The 16,953-nt window shown below is 67.0% G+C and carries 9 protein-coding genes and 1 riboswitch; all 9 genes read left to right on the top strand.

The features are described from left to right. The first annotated feature begins 520 nt into the window (after nt 1-520). Nucleotides 521-3,031, top strand: coding sequence for an RICIN domain-containing protein (locus ALI144C_RS17500; RefSeq protein ID WP_076988177.1), 2,511 nt, complete (start codon nt 521-523; stop codon nt 3,029-3,031). A 153-nt stretch (nt 3,032-3,184) separates the two neighbouring features. Next, complete coding sequence (locus tag ALI144C_RS17495; RefSeq protein WP_076988176.1) at nt 3,185-5,785, top strand: RICIN domain-containing protein; 2,601 nt, start codon at nt 3,185-3,187, stop codon at nt 5,783-5,785. Nucleotides 5,786-5,932: 147 nt separating this feature from the next. Continuing rightward, entirely contained in the window at nt 5,933-8,476 is a 2,544-nt protein-coding gene (locus ALI144C_RS17490) for an AbfB domain-containing protein (protein ID WP_168211278.1), read from the top strand. Nucleotides 8,477-8,591: 115 nt separating this feature from the next. After that, nucleotides 8,592-8,737, top strand: a riboswitch (adenosylcobalamin (AdoCbl) riboswitch). 45 nt (nt 8,738-8,782) lie between these two features. Further along, nucleotides 8,783-11,437: a hypothetical protein gene (locus ALI144C_RS17485; protein ID WP_076988174.1), complete on the top strand. Its 2,655-nt coding sequence runs from the start codon at nt 8,783-8,785 to the stop codon at nt 11,435-11,437. Beyond that, on the top strand, nt 11,437-12,300 hold the full coding sequence (locus ALI144C_RS17480; protein WP_237774190.1) for a hypothetical protein: 864 nt from the start codon (nt 11,437-11,439) through the stop codon (nt 12,298-12,300). Before ALI144C_RS17485 ends, ALI144C_RS17480 begins: the two co-directional genes overlap by 1 nt. Beyond that, nucleotides 12,297-13,346 carry an ABC transporter substrate-binding protein gene (locus ALI144C_RS17475; RefSeq protein WP_076988173.1) on the top strand — a complete coding sequence of 350 codons (1,050 nt, stop codon included), beginning with the start codon at nt 12,297-12,299 and terminating at the stop codon, nt 13,344-13,346. Before ALI144C_RS17480 ends, ALI144C_RS17475 begins: the two co-directional genes overlap by 4 nt. Continuing rightward, nucleotides 13,347-14,489 carry an energy-coupling factor transporter transmembrane component T gene (locus ALI144C_RS17470; protein ID WP_076988172.1) on the top strand — a complete coding sequence of 381 codons (1,143 nt, stop codon included), beginning with the start codon at nt 13,347-13,349 and terminating at the stop codon, nt 14,487-14,489. Then, a complete protein-coding gene (locus tag ALI144C_RS17465; RefSeq protein ID WP_076988171.1) occupies nt 14,486-16,090 on the top strand; it encodes an ABC transporter ATP-binding protein in 1,605 nt (534 codons plus the stop codon). Before ALI144C_RS17470 ends, ALI144C_RS17465 begins: the two co-directional genes overlap by 4 nt. Then, nucleotides 16,087-16,923: an ECF transporter S component gene (locus ALI144C_RS17460; RefSeq protein WP_076988170.1), complete on the top strand. Its 837-nt coding sequence runs from the start codon at nt 16,087-16,089 to the stop codon at nt 16,921-16,923. Before ALI144C_RS17465 ends, ALI144C_RS17460 begins: the two co-directional genes overlap by 4 nt. The last annotated feature ends 30 nt before the right edge of the window (nt 16,924-16,953 follow it).

Here is a 16,953-nt window from a genome sequence, read left to right as displayed (position 1 = left end):
GCCAAAATCAGTAGCGCTAATTGGTTCCGCCGCCGCGATACCACTACCTGTCATCGCGATAGCCGCCACCAATGCGCTACCAGTGATCGCTGCTCCCCAACGCACCGAATACCCCCACCCGGTCGAATAGTGTCGTGTTGCGCACATAACATTCCAACTATGACACAGTTCCCAAGCCGGACATGCGCGCGTGACCTAGGTCACACAAGAACGGAGCCGCAGATCACGACAATGTCACGTTACAATCACGGAACAGTGACCGCCTTGACCGGTTTTTCAGAACCGGTCAAGGATTCTGAGGCGCGCGACTGGGGTTAATTGCGCCTTCCCACGGATTTTCACCATCAAAGGAATCCACTTGACCAGATCCGAACGAGCCAGTAGACCGAGCAGGGGCAGGCGCGGGGGTATACGCGCGGTGGTCGTGGCAGGCGCCGCGGCGGCCACAATCGCAGGCCTCGTTCCGGCGACTGCCCACGCCGCACCCGAAAACCCGCCCACCGCAACGGATCCACGAGCGGTGGTCGGCGTTCCCAAGACCGATCCCGGCACGCACGCCAGGAACGCGGCCGTCCAGTCCACTGACGACGAGAAGATCGCGGCAGCGGCGCTGCTCGGCGTCAACCCCGGACCGGAACTGATGATCCTGTCCGACCGCGACTTCACCGTCGCCATGTACCGCATCGCGGACGACCAGGACAAGCCCCGTCCGTTGGAACCGGGCAACCGCACCGTGAAGAACGCGGCCCTCAAGGCGCTCGACGAGGGTGACGCCGCGTGCACCGCGTTCATCAAGACCGGGATGAAGGTGGCGCACGACGAGGACATCGCGCTGGACCGGGAATGGCGCGGCCAGCAGGAAGCGGAACGCGCGGCCAAGGCGATCGCCGCGGGCATGCTCTCCATCCCGGTCAGCGGCACGGATCTGTCGAAGTCCGTGTCCGACTTCATCGCCTTCCTCGACCTCAACGCCCACGCGCACAAGGACATGCTGGTCAAGGAGAAGGCGAAGCAGGCGCTGCGGGGCACCCCGGACGAGCAGTGGACCTTCCTGACGTCCGGGCTCGGCGCCGCGCACACCGCCGACGTCAAACGGATCACCGACGAGAACACCGCCATCGGCGAGGCCGAAAGGCAGGCCGCGAAAGCCCGTGCGGCGAAGGCGAACGCGGCGTGGCAGGCGCTCGGCGTCGTCGCGGACGACAGGCTGGTCAACCTACCGGACCGGTCCTTCGTGTTCGAGATCTCCAACCGCGCCCCGCAGGACACCGAGGTGTTCGGCGCGGCCGAGGAGGCGCTCTACGGCGAGGCGGCGGAGTGGAAGCACTTCATCGACGTCGGCGCCGAGGCAGCCCACCTGCGCGACGTCGAGAACACGCTCAAGAAGCGGGATGAGGCGCGCAAGCGCCAGATCCTCGAGATCCGCACGCGGGCGGCGAACAGCCTCGCCCACCCCGCGCTGGTCGCCGCCGCCGACAAGGCGCTCGCCGGTACACCGGCCGACCGGGTGCGCTTCCTGCTCAGCGGGAAGGACGAGAACCTCACCCAGACCCTGCGAACCCAGGCGTTCGACGACTTCTACCTCGGCGACGGCGATGGGCAGGCCGTCCTCCGCGCCTGGACGCCGGGGCAACGTCCGGAACTGGTCTGGAAGGTGGAGCCGGGGCTCTCGGACCCCAGCTGCCACTCGTTCGCCTCCACCACCCGGCCGAACCACTTCCTGCGCATCGTCAACAACAGGATCAGCGTGGATCCCACCGATGGCAGCCGGGCCTTCGCCGCCACGGTGACCTGGTGTGCGCGGAGAATCAACTCCGGCATCGGATTCCACAACGCACAGGGCAGGGTCGACCTGGCGGTCAACGCGCCTGCCGGTGTAGGTGACGTGTGGCACGTGGAGGCGCCGCAGCCGCCGCTGCCCATCGAGCGCCGCTACAACGCCGATGCCGCCGCTCGCGGCAGGCTCGGTACGGCGACCGGTGCCGCACTGATCAACGACAACGGCACAGGCTACCGCCCGTACCAGAACGGTCGGCTCTACCAGGCCTTCCGGCCAGGAAGCAATGAGCTCACCACGTCGGTCGTAGCGGGCGAGATCCTCTCGAAGTTCGCCTCATCGGGCTACGAGAACGGGGTGCTGGGGTACCCGATCGAGGATGAGCGTCCCCTCAGCCAGACAAGTGGTCGTGTCCAGCGGTTCACCAGCGGGGCGGTGTACATCGTGCCGAACGTCGGCACGTTCGCTGTCCACGGCGAGATCTACAAGAAGTACGCCACGACCAACTACGAGAACGGTTTCCTGAGCTACCCGACCTCGGACACCACTCGTCTTCCGGACGGGACCGGTTGGGCTACCACCTTCTCCGGCAACGGCGGCGCGATCTACCACCACCCGAGTATCGGCGCGAAGATCATCTACGGGAACATCCGCGCCAGGTGGAACCAGCTCGGTGCGGAGAAGTCCTGGCTCGGCTACCCCACGAGCGACGAGTTCGATCTGCCGAAGGGGCGCCGCAACACCTTCCAGAACGGTCGCATCGACTTCAGCAACGACGGCGGCGGCACCTTCGACTACAAGACTGTCGCGATCGAGCCGAAGGCCATCGCGATCAAGGGCGTCGGATCCCAGAGCTGCATCCAGATCGCCGGTGTCGGCCAGGACGCACTCAGGGACGGCGCGGGGGCAGAGCTGTGGCAATGCGTGCCTGGGGCCGTGAAGCAGATCTGGGACGTCGTCCCGCTCGGAGACAACAAGTACAACCTCAAGAACCGCAACTCCGGTAAGTGCCTGGACGTCTACAACAGCAACCTCGACAACAACGGCCTGATCATGCAGCACTCCTGTCACAACGGTCTCAACCAGCAATGGGAACTGACCACCGACAACACCGGTGAGAACTACGCGCTCCGCGCTGTGCACTCCGCCAAGGTAGCCGACGGAAGGGGACGCCCCCCGTTCAACGGCAAGCCGGTCGGGCAATGGGCCGACAGCGGCACCAACAGCCAACGCTGGACCATCATTCCCCAGTAAATCCCGAGCAGTAGATCCGAGATCTGACGACACCGACGCCGGCCGCTGGAGTTTCAGTGGTCGGCGTCCCGGTATGAAAGCAGAAGTAGAACGACAATGAGACCAAGACTGAGACATGTCCTTCGCGGTGTTGTCCTGAGTTCCGTCTTAGCCATGTCGCTTGGCGTGGTGAACGTCGATGTCGCCCTGGCGGCGGGACCGTCCACCGAAGTCGAGAAAGGCACCGCCGCGGCACTGCTGGGAGTCACCGCGGGGCAAGACCTCCTGGATCTGTCCGATCGGGACTTCACCTCCGCGATGTACCGCATCGCCGACGAGCAGGACAAACCCCGCCCGACCGAGCCGGAACACCAGAAAGTCAAGCAGGCCGCGATCGACGCGCTGACAGTGCAGAGCGACCCGGCCTGCACCCCGTGCACCACCTACATCAAAACCGGAATGGCGGCGGCACACCAGGAAGACGTCACCATCGTCAACGACCGGCGTCAGCAGCAGGAAAAGGAGCGCAAGACCAAGGCCGAAGCGGCAAAGGCGATCGGCCTGACCGAGGACAGGTACACCCCCGAACTCGGTCGTTCGGTCCACGACTTCATCGTCTTCATCGACCTCAACGCCGACAACCACAAGGACATCGCAGTACGCAACGCCGCACGCGCAGCCCTGCAAGGCAGCGACGAGAAGCAATGGTCCTTCCTGGCCGTGGAGATCTTCACCGCGCACAAGGACGACGTCGCACGGTTGATCCAAGAGGACAACGCCAAGACCGAAGCCGAGAAAGCCGCAGCCATCGCTGAGGAGAAGAAGGCCGCAGCGGCATATCAGGCTCTTGGGGTCATCGCCGACGACAAGATGCGCAAACTCAACGACGACGACTTCTGCCGCACCATCTACAGACTCGCACCCAAAGACAGTGAAGTGTTCATCGCGGCACGCGACGCGGTACTGAGCCTCGAACCCACCGACCGGACCAAATTCATCGAAACCGGCGCCGCCGACGCCCGCCAGCGCGACATCGACAACGAACTACGACGACGCGACCAGGAACGCGTCAAACAGATCACCGCCATCCGAGACGCGGCCGTGCGGGCCGTGTTCCGCACGGAACTGGTCAACGCCGCCAACGCCGCACTGGCAGGCGGCCCGATCAGCCGGGAGAGGTTCCTGCGAACCGGTCAGCACCAGCACGACATCCAGACCATCAGAGGCACGTCGGAGACCCTGGACATGGATGTCTACCTCGCCGACGAAGGCTCCGGAGCACTGGCACTGACGAAGTGGAAGCCGGGCACCAACCCGAAGCTGTCCTGGAAAGTCGAGCCGGGTCTCGCCGACCCCAGCTGCCTTTCGTTCCAGTCGGTGACCCGGCCCAACCACTACATCCGGTGGCTCAGAGCGCAAAGTCAGTTCGTCATGGCGCGTGCCGACGTTGCCCCAGTCGACGGCACCGACGAGTTCCGCACGACAGCGACCTGGTGCGCGAACTTCAACGGCACCAACAGGCACAACGTGTTGTCCCCCACCATGCGAGGTGTGGCCATGGGGCTCTACGTACCGGGAGTCCGGGTCGACAACAGCCTGCGTGCGGCGGCGACATGGACTGCCGAAGCCCCGCAGCCGCCATCGCCGATCGACAGGGCCTACAACGAGAATTCCGCGACACGAGCGATGGTCGGGAAGCCCGTCGCCGAAGCGGTGTTCGACGCGGAAGCCAACGGGTACCGCGAATACGAACAGGGCGTACTGCACCTCAGACACGACAACCCCAGAAAAGACGCCCGCGTGTTCGTTGTTTCAGGAAAGGTCTACCAGAAGTACCGATCACTGGGCGGCCCCACCGGAACGCTGGCTCATCCAACGGGCCCTGAGACCGACTTCGGCAACAAGATCGGTCAAGTGCAACGGTTCTTCGGAGGGGCGGTGTACAACGTCGTGACTCCCGCCGACGCCACGCACGTCGGCACCTATGGCGTCGTCGGGCACACCTACGCGAAGTACGTCGAGGTCGGTTCGGAGAACGGGGTCCTGGGGTATCCCACGTCGGACATCAAACAGCTCCCGGACGGGATCGGCTGGGCCACCACCTTCTCCGGCAACGGCGGCGCGATCTACCACCACCCAAGTATCGGCGCGAAAGTCATCTACGGGAACATCCGCTGGAGGTGGAACCAGCTCGGTGCGGAGAAGTCCTGGCTCGGCTACCCCACGAGCGACGAGTTCGATCTGCCGAAGGGCCGCCGCAACACCTTCCAGAACGGTCGCATCGACTTCAGCAACGACGGCGGCGGCACCATAGAGTACAAGACTGTCCCCATCGCACCGAGGGCCATCGCGATCAAGGGCGTCGAATCGCATAGCTGCATCCAGATCGCCGGTGTCGGCCAGGACGCGCTCAGAGACGGCGCGGGGGCAGAGCTGTGGCAATGCGTCCCCGGAGCACCGAAACAGATCTGGGACGTCATCCCGGTCGGGGACAACAAGTACCAACTCAAGAACCGCAACTCCGGCAAGTGCCTGGACGTCTACAACAGCAACCTCGACAACAACGGCCTGATCATGCAGCACTCCTGTCACAACGGTCTCAACCAGCAATGGGAACTGACCACCGACAACACCGGTGGCAACTACGCGCTCCGCGCTGTGCACTCCGCCAAGACAGCTGACGGACGAGGAAGCGCCCCGTTCAACGGCAAGCCGGTCGCGCAGTGGGCCGACAGCGGCACCAACAGCCAACGCTGGACCGTCGTCCCCCAGTAGGACCCGAAGTCTCACGACATCGACGCCGGCCGCTGGAGTTTCAGTGGTCGGCGTCTCAGTGTAGGAGCAGAAAGAATGAGACCAAGACCGAGACATGTCCTTCGCGGTGTTGTCCTGAGTTCAGTCTTAGCCTTGACCATAGGCGTGGTGAATGTCGATGTGGCCGTAGCCGCGGGGCCGTCCACCGAGGTCGAGAAAGGCACCGCCGCGGCGCTGCTGGGAGTCACCGCGGGGCAAGACCTCCTGGATCTGTCCGATCGGGACTTCACCTCCGCGATGTACCGCATCGCCGACGAGCAGGACAAACCCCGCCCGACCGAGCCGGAACACCAGAAAGTCAAGCAGGCCGCGATCGACGCGTTGACGGTGCTGAACGATCCGGCCTGTGCCCCGTGCACCACCTACATCAAGACCGGAATGGCGGCGGCACACCAGGAAGACGTCACCATCGTCAACGGCAGGCGTCAGCAGCAGGAGACCGAACGCAAGACCAAAGTCGAAGCGGCAAGGACGATCGGCCTGACCGAGGACAAGTACGCCCCCGAACTGGGCCGAACGGTACACGACTTCATCGTCTTCATCGACCTCAACGCCGACAACCACAAGGACATCGCAGTACACGCCGCCGCGCAAGCAGCTCTGCGAGGCAGCGCCGAGAAACAGTGGTCGTTCCTGGCCGTGGAGATCTTCACCGCCCACAAGGACGACGTCGCGAGGCTCACCCAAGAAGACACCGAGAAGACCCAAGCCGAGAAAGATCGCATCATCGCTGAGGAGAAGAAGGCCACAGCGGCGTACCAATCACTCGGCATCGTCGCCGACGACAAGATGCGCAAACTCAACGACGACGACTTCTGCCGCACCATCTACAGACTCGCACCCAAAGACAGTGAAGTGTTCATCGCGGCACGCGACGCAGTACTGAGCCTCGAACCCACCGACCGGACCAAGTTCATCGAAACCGGCGCCGCCGACGCCCGCCAGCGCGACATCGACAACGAACTACGACGACGCGACCAGGAACGCGTCAAACAGATCACCGCCATCCGAGACGCGGCCAAGCGAAGCTTCATGCATCCGGATCTGGTGGACGCCGCCAACGTCGCACTGGCGGGCACCTCGATCGACCGGGAGCGGTTCCTGCGCGTCGGCCAGTACCAGCGCCAGGCCCAGTCTTTGCGTGTCGACGCGTGGCAAGGCTTCGAGTTCTACCTCACCGAACAGAACGGCGACGCGGTCATGGCACCGTGGAAGCCCGGCAACCACCCAGAACAGTCCTGGAAGATCGAACCAGGACTCGGCGCACCCGAGTGTTTCTCGTTCCAGTCCGTCAGCCGCCCCAACCACTACCTGCACTGGCGCTCCGCAACCGAGCCGGTGATTCACCGTCGCATGTACGCCCATGTCGACCCGACCGACGGCACACCTGAGTTCGCAGCCGACGCGACTTGGTGCGTGAGTGGCGGCGCCGAGCAGATCGCCATCCATCCGCTCAAGGGGTCCAGCGCCTACCTGTACGTGACTGGTGCGCTCGACGACCCGAGCCTCGTCAGGGGACCCGCCTGGCACGTCGAGGCCCCGAATCCGCCGTTGCCGATGGACCGGCGCTACAGCGCGGACAAGAACCTGCGTGACAACCTCGGCAAACCGATCGGCGACGCGGTACTGGACGCGAACAACCTCGGCTACAAGGAGTACGAGAAGGGCAGGCTCTACCTGACCGCTGGAGACTACGGCACCTACAAACGGGTCGCGGTCCAAGTGGTCTACAACGGCCCGATCCTCGACAAACTCCTTTCGCTGGGCGGTCCGAACCCGCTCGGTGGCGTCTTCTCCGACCAGGTCCCGACCAAGGACGGCAAAGGCCAGGTGGTGCGGATCGCGAAACCCACCTCCGGCGGGCAGAACCTCTACATCATGTGGAGTCCGTCGACGGGCGCGCACATCATCTACGGCACTGTCGGCGACCTCTGGACGTCCTCCGGCGCGGAAACCGGTCCGTACGGCTACCCGCTCGCCGATCCGCTCCCCTACGGCACCGCCGGGATCGTCTACCAGCGCTATGTCAGCGGCAGCATCTACTACGTGCCCAACAGCGGGATCCGGCAGGTCACGGGCGAGATCCACAAGAAGTTCGCGGCTGTGGGCTTCGAGGCGGGCATGGGTGTTCCGCTGACCGACGAAACCAAACTGGACTACGTCTGGCGGCAGACCTTCGAGAAGGGGCGAATCGACAAGAACACCGTCGGCGCTTTCACCGTCGCCTACAGCACCGTCACCATCCCGCACCGCGCGATCCAGTTCAAGGGCGTCCAGTCCGGGCGGTGCGTCCAGATGGCGGGCACCCAGATCGGGGCGGCAGCCGAACTGCGGGACTGTTCCTCCGCGCCCAGTCAGGTCTTCGACGTGATCAGCCGGAGCGACAACAAGTACGTGCTGAAGAACCGCGAGTCCGGGAAGTGCCTTGTCCACCTCGGCAGCGCGGAGGCCCCGCCGATCCTCAGCCAGGACGGCTTGTGCACCTACACGTGGGAGTTCACCACCGCTGCCGACAACACCCTTGCCCTGCGTGACAGAACAGGGTTGGTGATCGAAGCCAAGGGCAGCGCAACGGCCAACGGCACGCAGGTGATCATGGCGTGGGACGTCGCCCTGCCCTACATGCGGTGGACTGTCATCCCCGTCAACTGACCCCGAACGGGATCAGGAGAGGGTGATCAAGGTCGCTTGAGGGCCGGTACTGCCGACCCTCAAGCGGTACACCGGGCGGCTACCGGGTGTTAGAGTCGAATCGTTTGTGCCCAACAACTCCATAGCCAACCGCCTGTGACGGGGAAGCCGGTCGAAGTCCGGCACTGTCGCGCAACCGTGGGTCGCCGTGAGGTGACAAGTCGGGTCGCCGTCCGGGCCGGTTCGTCCACAACCACTGTCGCGTGAAGCAGGGGGTGACGCTCGATGCCAGGTCGATCTCTCCTCCCCGTACCGAAGGAGAAGAGAGTGCGCCGGTCGCGTCACCGCCAGTTCGCCGCCATCGCCGCGCTGTTGTCCGTCGCCTTCGCCGGGGTCGTCGTCGGAACCGCCGCTGCCGAGCGGGACCACCCCGCGGCCCACGCCAACTCACTGTGGCTGGCCAAGCAGCTCAAGCCGGACGGCACGCTGGACAACCCGATGGGCGCCAAACTGCCCGACCACGGACTGATGATCGACGTGCTGCTGGCCACGTACGCGTCCGGCGACGGCCACCTCGCGGCACCGATCGTCAAGTACCTGGACGACGACGGGTACGCCACCGACTACTTCACCTGGCGCGGGCTGATGGAGAACCCGGAGGATCCGGAACTCGGCCCGAGGTTCGAGAAGGTCATCACCGGTGGCGCCGTGGCGAAAACGCTGGTCGCGGCCCAGGTTTCCGGCCGCAATCCCCGCGACTTCGACGGTTACGACCTCGTCGCCGAGACCAAGGCGGCGATCATGCGGTCCGGCCCGGACAAGGGCCGGGTCAGCGACTACTCCAAGGACCCCGCGCTCGCGGAGTTCATCAGCAACGAGGCCAACACGTTCGGCCAGGCGCTGGGAGTCATCGGTCTGGCGGGTGTCGACGAGGTCGACCACCTGGCGCTGGGCAGGCTGCTGACGCAGCAGTGCTCGGAGGGGTACTTCCGGATCTTCTACAAGTACATCCCCACCACTGAGACCGGCGACCACGTCAACTCCGCCAAGCACAAGGTCTCCACGTGCGACGAGGGCAAGCCTTCCGGCCTGTCGCCGACGGACGGGGACTCGACCGGGATGGGCCTGTCGGCACTGCTGGCCGCGCGCAAGGCAGGCGCAGCGGGATTGGACGAGCCGATCGCCAGAGCAGTCGGCTGGCTGAAGGCCAACCAGAAGCCCGATGGCGGCTGGGGTGGCGGCGTCGGAACCGAGGACGCGAACACCAACAGCACAGGGCTGATCGTGCAGGCTCTCACCGACGTGGGCGGTGCGGAGACCGAGGTCGCCAAGGGCGTGGCGTTCATCAAGTCGGCTCAGGTGAAACCGGCCGACGCGAACACGGCGATCGGCGCGGAGATCGGCGCGATCCACTACACGCCGGAACAGTACGAGAAAGCCAAGGCCGAGGGCCGCGGCGCGCTGGACAAGTGGGTCCGGGCCGGTGCACAGGCCTCGCTGGCGCTGTCCGGAGTCGGCTTCCACGACCTGACCAAACGCAAGATCCCCGAGCCGCCCACAACAACAACAACAACAACAACAGGTGGCCCGACAACCACGAGCTCGACGACCACCTCGTCGACGACGTCGAGCAGCGCCGCCACCACCACGACCTCCGTGTCACGACCGGCCGTGGACGGCACGACGACTCAGCAGCCACCCACCCCTGCCGCGACTCCCCCACCTGCGGCGACACAGCAGGCCAAGCCGAAGACCGCCAAGCCGATTCCGAAGCCGAAACCCCGGCGCGCCGCCCTGTCGTCGAGGGGCACCGCGTCGAGCACGACCCCCACTGTGGTGACACCGCCTCCGGTGGCGAGCCCACAGCAACCCGGCCCCGCAACGTCACCGGCAGGACGGCTCGGCGAATACCTGAGCCAACGACTTGTCAACGGGGACCACGTCGAAGTCACCGAGAACAACGAGACGTTCGTGGACTACGACGCCACCGCCGACCTCGTCCTCGCCCTGCGCGTGCTGGGCGAACAGCCTGAGGTGGCCGAGCGGGTGTCGAAGTTCCTGCTGCGCCAGGATTCCGTCAGGGCATACGCCCACGGCTCCGCCTACGAGAAGGACTCGGCCGTCTACGCCGAGCCGCTGGCGAAACTCCGCGTCGTCGCGGGCTTCGTGCGGCGCGGTGACGATTCGGCGAGCGACCTCGACGCGACCGTGGACCAGTTGCGGACCGACCTGGCGAGCACCCGAACCGAGGACGGCAAGTTCGCCGATCGGGGTGAGTTCGCCGACTCGGACAACTCCGTGCGCAGGCACGCGTGGGCCGTTCTGGCGACCGCGGCCGACGACGAACAGTCCTCGGCGGGGCTGACACTGCTGATCAAGCGCCAGTGCACCGACGGCACGTTCCCAGCCAGCTTGAAGACCGAGCAGTGCGACACCGGTGACCTGGTCGCGACCGCCGCTGCGGTCGAGGCCCTCAACGGCCGCAAGCGCGGTGACGCGCCGAGCGAGGGCGCGCCGCGTGACTGGTCGTCGGATCGGGCCAACGCGCTGGTCAAGGCGGTCGATGCGCTGGCAGGCACGTCCGAGGACATCGCGGTCACCTCCGCCGTCACGGGCGCGCGGGATGCCGTCGGCCTTGACGTGCGGGACACCGCCGAGGCGCTGCGGGCCAAACTGCTCTCCGACGGCGGCCTGCCGAGGCTCGGCGCGGAGCAGAGCGACCTGGTCGCCAGTGTGGCCAGTGCGCAGGGTGTCGCGGGCAAGTCGTGGATGAACGCGACGGACTCGCCCGTCACCCCCGCTGCCCGGCTGCCCATCGGCGAGGTCAAACCCGCGACCAACGTCGCGGCCACGCACAGGAAGCTGCCCGACTGGACCATCGGCGGCCTGATCGGCCTGGGGATCCTGTTGCTGGCCGCCGCCGGTTACGGCACATACCGCTACATCAACCGAAAAACACCGATCGAGGGGACGCGTAGCTGATGAGAAGGACACTGACCCTGCTGTCAGGCCTGGCCTTGCTGGCGGGAACCGCTGTGGCGGCGGCCACCCCGGCGAGTGCCGTCGACCCGGCCAAGGGCTACGCCGGGATCTGCACCGGAGCGGACGCGTTGACCGGTGTCACGGTCGTCGTCGACTTCCAGGAGCTGGACGGCAACGGCGGTGTGGCCGCGCCGACCATCACCCGCTGCTCGCCCAACGCCAACCCCGGCACGGACCGGACCGGCATCAAGGCGCTGCAGGACGCCGGGATCGCCGTCCAGGGCACCGTCCGCTGGGGCCTGGGCTTCGTGTGCCGCCTGGAGAACCGGCCGTCGTCGACCGAGACCATCCCGCGTACGTCCAACCCGACGTACAAGGAGGGGTGTCTGAACACCCCGCCCGCGGACGCGTACTGGGGTTATTGGCACGCGGACGGCTCGGGCAGCACATGGACCTACAGCAGCTTCGGAGCGTTGAACCGCAACGTGGTCCCCGGAGGCTTCGAAGGCTGGTCGTTCTCGCTGAACAAGACCGCGACGACCAACCCGCCGCCCGGCGTGACGCCGACCAACCCGGCGGTCGGCCCGAACAACCCGACCGTGAGCCTCTCGGTCGACGACCTGGACCGCAAGATCACGCTCGGCCAGAGCACGAACCTGACGTGGTCGTCGACCAATGCGACAACGGTGACAGCGCACGCGGTGTCGCCCGCTTCCGGCGGCGGCTCGTGGTCCGGTTCGCTCACGGCCCCTGGCGGGACGCAGCCGATCACCCCGACCGCGGTCGGCACTTACACGTACACCATCAAAGCAACCGGGACGGGTGGGACGGTGTACTCGACAGCGGCGTTGACTGTCCAATGAGGAAACTGACGCGTGCGGTGGCGGTCACCGCTCTGGTGGCCGCCTTCGCGCCGATTCCGTTCACGGCCAGCGCGGTCGACCAGAGCAAGGGGTACCCGGGCTACTGCACGTCCGGGACCGGCGTCACGGTGGTCGTCGACTTCCAGCAGCTCGGCGGCACGACCATCGTGCGGTGCAATCCCCAGGGCGCCCAGGGAACCGGACTCGACGCGTTGAAGGGCGCCGGTTTCCAGATCGCGGGTGTCGCCCGGTGGGGCGAGGCGTTCATCTGCCGGGTCGAGAACCGGCCGTCCGCCGCGGAGCAGATTCCGATCAACGGCCAAGGCCCCTACCGCGAGGCGTGTGTCAACACACCGCCCGCGGCGGCGTACTGGTCGTACTGGCACGCGGGGAACAACTGCGCGTGGCGCTACAGCCAGTGGGGCGTGAAGAACCGCGACTTCATCCAGGGCGGTTTCGAAGGCTGGTCGTTCTCGCTGAACGCGACGGCCGACACCAACCCGAAACCGCGGATCGCCGCGGTCCGGCCAGGGACCGCCAACGAGGCGTGTACGGCGAAGGAGGAGCCCAAGCCGTCCAGCAACGACCCGAACGCCAAAGCACCCGACCAGGGCCAAGGCGGCCAGAACCCGGGCCAGGGCGGGCAGAACCCCGCCGGTGGCCAGGGCGGCGGTTCCCCAGGCGGTACCGGCGGCGGCCAAGGTGGTGGCACGGGCGGTTCGACAAGCGGTTCGACAGGCGGTGACGCCGGTGGTCAGGGCTCAGCTCCGAACGGCACACCAGGTACTTCGGGCACAGGCGGTCCGGGCGCACCGCCGGGCAGCGCGTTGCCGCCGCCCAAGCCACGGCCCAGTTCCGTCGCCGACGACCCGTCCCGCAACGTCGCGTTCACCGGCGGCGAGAACGCCCCCGACGTCAACGAGGTGCTCAAGGACCAGTCCGGTGCCAGCGACTGGGCGCCGTGGGTGGCCGCGGGAGCGGTCGTGATCCTCGCGGCAGCGGCGTGGTTGACCGCACGGCGCCGGAAACGCGCACGGGAGGCGTAGATGCGTGGTGTGTTCGCCACGTACCTCCTGCCTCGTGACCTGCATCCGGCGGCGTGGTGGGTTTGGGCGCTCGGCCTCGCGGTGGCCGCGAGCCGGACGACCAACCCGTGGCTGCTGCTGACGATCGTCGCGGTGGCCTGCTATGTGGTCGTCTCACGCCGGACGGACGCGCCGTGGGCGCTGGCGTTCCGGATCTACCTCTACCTCGGCCTGGTCATCATCGCCGTCCGGGTGTTCTTCCGGATCGTGTTCGGCGGCGCGGAGGGGTCGACGATCGTGCTGAGCCTGCCGGAGATCCCGCTGCCCGCGTGGGCGGCGGGCATCCGGCTGTTCGGTGACGTGTCGGCGGAGTCGTTGCTCGGTGGCCTGTACGACGGCCTCCGGCTGGCCACCATGGTCATCTGCCTCGGCGCGGCGAACGCGTTGGCCAACCCGAAGCGGCTGCTCAAGGCCATGCCACCGGCGCTGTACGAGGTCGGGACGGCTGTGATCGTGGCGTTGTCGGTTTTCCCGCAGCTGGCCGAAAGCGTGTTGCGGGTGCGGCAGGCCCGCAAACTGCGCGGCGGCGCGAGCGGCAAACGCTTCCGCGCGCTGCACGCGATCATCATCCCGGTGCTGGAGGACGCGCTGGACCGGTCGCTCCGGCTGGCCGCGTCGATGGATTCCCGGGGTTACGGCCGGGCCGGCAGGGTCGAGGCCAGGGCCAGGCTGTTCACCGGAACGTTGATGATCGTCGGGCTGCTCGGGGTGTGTGTCGGCGTGTACGCCACTCTGGACGGTTCCACGCCGCGGTTCCTCGCCGGGCCGGTGTTGTTCACCGGTGTGGCGATCGCGCTGGTCGGGTTCCGGCTGGCGGGCAAACGGGTCAAGCGCACCCGTTACCGGCCGGACCGCTGGCGGCTGGCCGAGGTCGTCGTCGCCCTGAGCGGGATCGCGGTCGCCGTCGTGCTGTTCGCGTCGTCCAGTGTGGACCCGACGAACCTGAACCCGTCGCTGATCGACCTGTCGTGGCCGTTGTTGTCGTGGGTGCCGTTGGCCGGTGTGCTGTTCGGCGTGCTCCCGTCGTTCCTGACGCCACCTCCCCTGCCGCCGTTCGCGGAACAGGAAACCCAGAGCACAGAACCGGAGCGAGTGGCGGCATGATCGAACTGGACCACGTCGGGTTCTGGTACCACGGCCAGACCGACCCGGTGCTCGAGGACATCACCCTGTCCATCGGTGAGGGCGAGCTCGTGCTGCTCGCCGGGCGCACGGGCGCGGGCAAGTCCACGTTGCTCGGCACGATCAACGGTCTCGTCCCGCACTTCACCGGCGGGCACCTGGCCGGTTCGGTCACAGTGGACGGTGTCGCGACGAGTTCCCGGCCCCCGAGGGAGTTCGCGCACCTGGTCGGCATGGTCGGGCAGGATCCGCTCGCCGGTTTCGTGACCGACACGGTCGAGGAAGAACTCGCGTACGGCATGGAGCAGCTCGGCCTCGCGCCACAGGTGATGCGCCGCCGGGTGGAGGAAACCCTTGACCTGCTGGGCATCGCGGACCTGCGCCGACGCGCGTTGCGCGCGTTGTCCGGCGGCCAGCAGCAACGGGTGGCGATCGGCTCGGTGCTCACCACGCACCCCAGAATCCTCGTCCTGGACGAGCCGACGTCGGCATTGGACCCGACGGCGGCGGAGGACGTGCTGGCCACGCTGGCGCGGCTGGTGCAGGACCTCGGCACGACGGTGGTCATGGCCGAGCACCGGATGGAACGGGTGATCCCGTTCGCCGACCGGATGATCTACGTCCCCGGCGACGGGTCGGTCATCGACGGCACCCCGGCCGAGGTGCTGGAGCTGACCCCGATCGCGCCGCCGATCGTCCAGCTCGGGCGACTGGCGGGCTGGCAGCCGCTGCCGATGTCGGTGCGCGACGCCCGCCGCCGCGCCGGAGCGCTGCGGCCGAGGCTGGCCGCAAGTCCACAGCGGACGGAACCGGTGGCCGGACCACCCGTGCTGACGAGTTCGGGCGTGGTCGTGCGCTACGGCCCGACGGTCGCCGTCCGCGGCGTCGACCTGGATCTGCACGGCGGCAAGGTGATGGCGATCATGGGTCGCAACGGGTCGGGGAAGTCCTCGCTGTTGTGGGCGTTGCAGGGATCAGGACCGCGGCAGGCAGGCACGGTGCGGGTCGACGGCGCCGATCCACACGAGTTGTCCAGCGCCAAGGCGCGCAAACTCGTCGGCCTCGTCCCGCAGACCGCGAGTGACCTGCTCTACCTGGAAACGGTCGCGGCCGAGTGCGCGGCAGCCGACATCGAGTCCGACGCCGAACCCGGGCACTGCCGCGCGTTGCTCGACCGGCTCGCTCCCGGTGTCGACGCGGAGAAACACCCACGGGACCTGTCGGAAGGGCAACGCCTCGCCCTGGTCCTGGCGGTGCAACTGTCCGCGGCGCCACGGATCATGCTGCTCGACGAACCGACCCGCGGCCTGGACTACACGGCGAAGACCGCGCTGGGCCGGATGATCGCGGGTCTCGCCGAGGAGGGACGGGCGGTCGTCGTCGCCACCCACGACGTCGAATTCGTTGCCACGGTGGCTGATCGCGTGATCGTGATGGCCGAAGGCGAGATCGTCTCGGACGGCCCGGCGGTGGAGGTGCTCGGCTCGTCCCCCGCCTTCGCGCCCCAGGTGACCAAGGTCCTCGGCCCGGACTGGCTGACCGTGGCGGACGTGGAAACCGCTATCCGCCAAGGAGTGTCGTGAAGAAGACCTGGGGGCGCGCGGACCAGGCTGTCCGCCTCGGACCGCGCTCGGCGATCGTGCTGGGCCTGGCTTCGCTGGCCGGGCTGATGATGTTCGTCTGGCCGCTGCTGGTGCGGGTGGAGCCGCAGAGCATGCAGCACGGGCCGGACGCACCGTTCATCTTCATCGGCATCCTGCCGATCCTGATCGTGATCGTGCTCGCCGAACTGTCCGAGGGCGGCATGGACTCGAAAGCCCTGGCGATGCTCGGTGTGCTGTCCGCGGTGAACGCGGCACTGCGGCCACTCGGCGCGGGCACGGCGGGCATCGAAACGGTGTTCTTCATGCTCGTGCTCGCCGGACGGGCGTTCGGCGCGGGATTCGGGTTCGTCCTCGGGTGCACTTCGCTGTTCGCTTCCGCGCTGCTGACGGCGGGCGTCGGCCCGTGGCTGCCGTTCCAGATGCTGTGCTCGGCGTGGATCGGGATGGGCGCGGGGCTGTTGCCGCGCAGGGTGACCGGCAAGGCGGAGATCGCCATGCTCGTCGGCTACGGGATCGTCGTGGCGTACGTGTTCGGGTTCCTGATGAACCTGTGGTTCTGGCCGTTCATCACCACCGCGGAGGTGCCGTACCACGACGGCCACATCTCCTACGTCCCCGGCGACTCGGTCTGGGAGAACCTGCACCGCTTCGCGGTGTTCACCCTGTTGACGTCGACGGCGGGCTGGGACACCGGCCGGGCGATCACCAACACCGTCGCGATCCTGGTGATCGGCCCCGCTGTGCTGGCCACGCTGCGACGAGCGTCCCGCAAGGCCTCCTACGGGACGCTTCCCACGTTCACCGCCCCCTGAGTTCTCCCAGCGCGGTTTCCAGGCCCGCCA

This window comes from Actinosynnema sp. ALI-1.44 (assembly GCF_001984155.1).
Classification (GTDB): Bacteria; Actinomycetota; Actinomycetes; order Mycobacteriales; family Pseudonocardiaceae; genus Kibdelosporangium.
Note: the sequence above shows the minus strand (reverse complement) of the source record. Positions and strands in the feature narration are given on the sequence as shown.

Excerpts from the sequence above, each read along its gene's own strand:
- ALI144C_RS17465 (WP_076988171.1), top strand. The coding sequence starts at position 14,486 with ATGATCGAACTGGACCACGTCGGGTTCTGGTACCACGGCCAGACCGAC.
- ALI144C_RS17480 (WP_237774190.1), top strand. The coding sequence starts at position 11,437 with ATGAGAAGGACACTGACCCTGCTGTCAGGCCTGGCCTTGCTGGCGGGA.
- ALI144C_RS17470 (WP_076988172.1), top strand. The coding sequence starts at position 13,347 with ATGCGTGGTGTGTTCGCCACGTACCTCCTGCCTCGTGACCTGCATCCG.
- ALI144C_RS17495 (WP_076988176.1), top strand. The coding sequence starts at position 3,185 with ATGTCGCTTGGCGTGGTGAACGTCGATGTCGCCCTGGCGGCGGGACCG.
- ALI144C_RS17475 (WP_076988173.1), top strand. The coding sequence starts at position 12,297 with ATGAGGAAACTGACGCGTGCGGTGGCGGTCACCGCTCTGGTGGCCGCC.